Origin of the sequence: Candidatus Palauibacter australiensis (assembly GCA_026705295.1) — a bacterium.
Lineage (GTDB): Bacteria > Gemmatimonadota > Gemmatimonadetes > Palauibacterales > Palauibacteraceae > Palauibacter > Palauibacter australiensis.
In genome coordinates this window covers 1-3,788 of sequence record JAPPBA010000122.1, presented here as the reverse complement: position 1 = coordinate 3,788, position 3,788 = coordinate 1, and the positions used below count along the sequence as shown (strand labels likewise).

At 67.9% G+C, this 3,788-nt stretch carries 6 protein-coding genes; 4 read left to right on the top strand and 2 right to left on the bottom strand.

All coding sequences use genetic code 11. The features are described from left to right. A partial coding sequence (locus OXN85_09575) for a hypothetical protein (protein ID MCY3600204.1) occupies nucleotides 1-355 on the bottom strand: 355 nt, incomplete at its 3' end. Nucleotides 356-369: 14 nt separating this feature from the next. Continuing rightward, nucleotides 370-1,227 carry a methylated-DNA--[protein]-cysteine S-methyltransferase gene (locus OXN85_09570; GenBank protein ID MCY3600203.1) on the bottom strand — a complete coding sequence of 286 codons (858 nt, stop codon included), beginning with the start codon at nucleotides 1,225-1,227 and terminating at the stop codon, nucleotides 370-372. Between the two features lie 327 nt (nucleotides 1,228-1,554). Here OXN85_09570 and OXN85_09565 point away from each other — a divergent pair, with 327 nt between their 5' ends. The 4 genes from OXN85_09565 to OXN85_09550 all read left to right on the top strand — a co-directional run. Beyond that, nucleotides 1,555-2,118, top strand: coding sequence for an RNA polymerase sigma factor (locus OXN85_09565; GenBank protein MCY3600202.1), 564 nt, complete (start codon nucleotides 1,555-1,557; stop codon nucleotides 2,116-2,118). Further along, nucleotides 2,115-2,498, top strand: a complete 384-nt coding sequence (locus OXN85_09560; GenBank protein ID MCY3600201.1) for a hypothetical protein — start codon at nucleotides 2,115-2,117, stop codon at nucleotides 2,496-2,498. Before OXN85_09565 ends, OXN85_09560 begins: the two co-directional genes overlap by 4 nt. Next, complete coding sequence (locus OXN85_09555) at nucleotides 2,498-3,142, top strand: hypothetical protein (GenBank protein MCY3600200.1); 645 nt, start codon at nucleotides 2,498-2,500, stop codon at nucleotides 3,140-3,142. The genes OXN85_09560 and OXN85_09555 overlap by 1 nt, the downstream gene beginning before the upstream one ends. 70 nt (nucleotides 3,143-3,212) lie before the next feature. Then, nucleotides 3,213-3,788: hypothetical protein (locus tag OXN85_09550; protein MCY3600199.1), on the top strand; the 576-nt coding region annotated here is incomplete at its 3' end.

Sequence of the window (3,788 nt, the reverse complement as noted above, 5' to 3'; positions counted from 1 at the left end):
CCGCCGCCGGCGCATGCGAGTGCACGCAGACCTGGGGGTTGAACGCGGAGGCGATGCGATCGGCGCACTCGGAAGCAAACGTCGGGGCAGGGTTGAACAGACCAAGATAGCCCGGATGCGTCACCTGCACCGCGCCGGTCTCGAGGCCCCCGATCACCCATTCCGTCATGTCCGCCAGCTCCCTGGGTCGGTCGAAATCCATGTTTCGCAGCTCCCGGAGCCACTCGCCGGACGGACCATCGGGTACCACGTGGCGCGACGGCAAGAGACGCCGCGCAGCGCCAAGGCGTTCGGTGAGCGCGTGGTCCGACGCCGTCAGGTAATCGTGGTCGGGAAACAGCGAATCGTGCGTCATAGTGCGCCTCCGGCTTACTCCATCTCGGCGCCGCCGCCGGATTGCCGACTCGCCTCCCACGCCAGCATGCAGCGTTTCCGCGTGGCGCCCCCGGCGTAGTTGCCCGTGATCCCCCCCGCACGGATCACGCGATGGCACGGAATGAGGAAGGCGATTGGGTTTGCGCCTACGGCGCTCCCCGTCGCCCGAGCCGCCCGCGTGCTGCAGACCTCTTCGGCTAGGCGGCCGTAGCTGACGACCTGCCCGGGAGGCACGCGGAGCAGGGCGCGCCAGACGGCTAGTTGGAAGTTGGTCCCGCGCACATGTACGGTCAGTGGGGGACTCTCGGCTTCAAAGGGCGCCGAGAAGATGGACCGTGCCAGTGCCGTTGCCCTCAGTTCGTCGACCTTGAGCGACGCCCGCTCCCAGACCCGGCGGAGAGCCTCCTTCTCCGCGGAGACATCCCCGTCGGACACAAACCCGACCCGGCAGACACCGCGCTCGGTCCAGGCGACGAACACCGGCCCGAACGGGGACTCTCCTGTGCCGAAGCGGATTGTCAGCCCCGTGCCCCTGCTCCGGTACTCTCCCGGCGTGACGGCCTCCACGGTTACGAAGTGATCGTGCAGCCTGCCCGGGCCTGAGAGCCCGCTGCCATAGGCCGTCGCGAGCACGGACTCGGAGCTGTCGAGCAGCTTCTTCGCGTGCTGAACGGTAAGGAATTCGAGAAAACGCTTTGGCGTGACCCCGGCCCAGCGCGAAAACAGCCGATGCAGATGGCTTTGGCTCAGACCGATGTGCGCGGCCAATTCCGCGAGCTCTGGCTGCCGCTGGCGATGCATGGCCAGATAGCGGATGGCGGCCTCGATTCGGTCGTAGTCGGTCGTGTTCATATGGAACCCCGAGAATGATCATTGATGGAAACTCCTGTAACGTGAAACACCCCTGATGCCGAATCGACCCGATCCTTGCCATGCGAGGCCGACGCAAGAGACGCTCTCGTCGGCGTTGAGGGATTCTCGTCGCAACGACGCGGTCCGCGAACTGGGCGCACCTGCGCCAGCGCGGCGAACTTGCATCCCGCCCGTCGCCCTCTGCGACCTGGTCGAAACCGGTGGGTGACGACGTGGACGCCGTAACGGCGCGCCGGGTAAACGCTCTACCTTCTTTCCCCGTCTCACTTCTCGAAACCACGCAAGGGGGAAGGGACCGGGAGCGCCATGCTCTCCGACCGAGAGATCCTGGAACTGGTCGAAGGGGCCAGGCAGGGAGAGCGAGGGGCGCGCGAGAGGCTGGCGGGCGCCCTCCGTCCCCTGGTATGCCGGTGGGCCCTGGTCATGACCGGCGATCCGGATGACGCGGAGGATGTCGCGCAGGCCGTCCTGATGAAGACGCTGAGTGCGATCGGGAGCTTCGATGGTCGCTCCCGGGTGACGAGTTGGGTGTACCGGATCACGCGGAACGCCAGCCTGGATCACCAGCGCGAGAAGCGGCAGGAACAGCGGCTGGCCGAGTCGCGGGCTCCCGGGTTGGAGGATCCGCTGGATGACATCGAGATGAAGCGTACTCTGCGCCTGATTCGAACGCTTGTGACGGAACTGCCCATGATGCAGCGGGAAGTCTTCGACCTGGTGGACCTGCAGGGGCTGAGACCCGGAGAGGCGGCGCGGCTGCTGGAGATGAACCCGAACACGCTTCGGGTCCACCTGCTGCGCGCGCGGCGCCGGATGCGGAAGGAGATGTTGGCGCGACCCGTGGATAGGGGAACCGAGGGGAAACGATGACGGAGCGGGACGCCCGGGGGCGCCGGCACGCGGGTCGAATCGCTCGCGACGAACGGAACATGCACGCCGTCCTGTCGGCGATGGCCAACCAGGTAAGCAACGACCTGCCCGCCATGCCCCCCGAGCACGCCGCGCCCCTGGGTCGGCGGCCCGCGTGGCGCGGGTGGGCGGTGGGGCCGCTCGCGGCGGCGGCGGTCGTGGCGGCCCTGCTCCTGTTACCCAACGGCGCCATCGAAGAAGACGGCAGCCCCCTCACGTCCCCCACGCGGAGCATGGTGAGCGACATGGACGTGGAGGCCGACCGGCCGTTCGTGGTCTTCCCCACGAACGACCCCGACATCGCCGTCGTATGGCTGCTCAACCCGGAGGAGAGTGACTGATGATCGGCAAGCGAATTGCAAAGATGGGCGCTGGGGTGAACGGGAGGGCGGGCGGCAACGCGTGGCTGCGTCTCCGGCGCGCGCTGATCCTGACGCTGGCCCTCGGTCTCCCCGCGGGCATCGCGACCGCGCAGGAGGGCGAGGATGCCGTGGAGACCGTGCAAAACGTGCAGCTCGTCTTCCACCTGGTCGAGGCGGACGGATTCACCGGTGACGACCCCGAGATCAGTGACGTCGTGAGCGAACTCAGGCAGCTGTTCAACTTCCGGGGATACCGGCTCCTGTCGACTTCCGTGCTGAATGTCGGCCTGGCGGAGACGTCGAGCTTCATGGTTGGAGGCTCCGGGTCCCAGAGAATCGTTGCGGACGATGCGGAAACGCCGCTGGCGATCCACGCAGAAGTCAGTGCACGCAATTTCACGAGGAACGTGCGTGCAAAGGTGACTCTCAGCGGAGCAGAATCACGCCCGTCGACCCTGAGGGAGCTTGAGGGAGGGGTCTTCCGGATGAACGTGCTCGGGCCCCTGCTCGACGCCTCCGTCACGATCCGGGATGGCCAGAGAGTGGTGCTGGGGTCGGCGCGCCGTTCCGCCGAGGACCCCGTCCTCACCCTGATCGTAACCCCGAGCCTCGATCCCGCGTGACGCGCACCTCCCGCGACCCGATCCCGGCTCACCAAAGCCTGGCGCCTCAACGTCCACAGGAGCGAGTTCCATGAGGCATCTGACGCTTGCTGGAGTGTGTCTGACGATCGTCGCGGGTTGCGGCGACGCCCGCTCGCACGCCGCGCTGATGGCCGACGCGGCGACCGACAAGGACGCGATCGAATTCGAGCGTGCCATGGCCCGCTACGACTCGGCGCGCGCGACATCACCGGACGACGCCGAGGCCCATCGGCAGTACGCCACGCTGGCCGGCTACTTCGATCTTCGGGCGGAAGCCGCGCTGGCGTGGGAGCGCACGCTCGAGCTCGACCCCGACGACTCCGCTGCCTGGGAGGCGTACGTCACCGACCTGCGGTGGGCCGGCGTCTACGGGACCGACCGGCGGTACGCGGAGAAGATCCTGCAGATCCTCCCCGAGGCGCTCCGCCGCGCGCCGGACCGGCCCGTCATCTACGACGAGGCACAGGATGCGGCAGAGGATCTCGCACAGTTCGATGCGTACGCGGCGATCCTCGCCGAGGTGCAGGCGCGGCGGCCGGACGACCCGATCCTGCGCCACGCCGTGGATGCGCTCCGCGTCGCGCGCGCCGAACAGGAGGAAGGGGACCGGGGCCGGCTCGTGAGG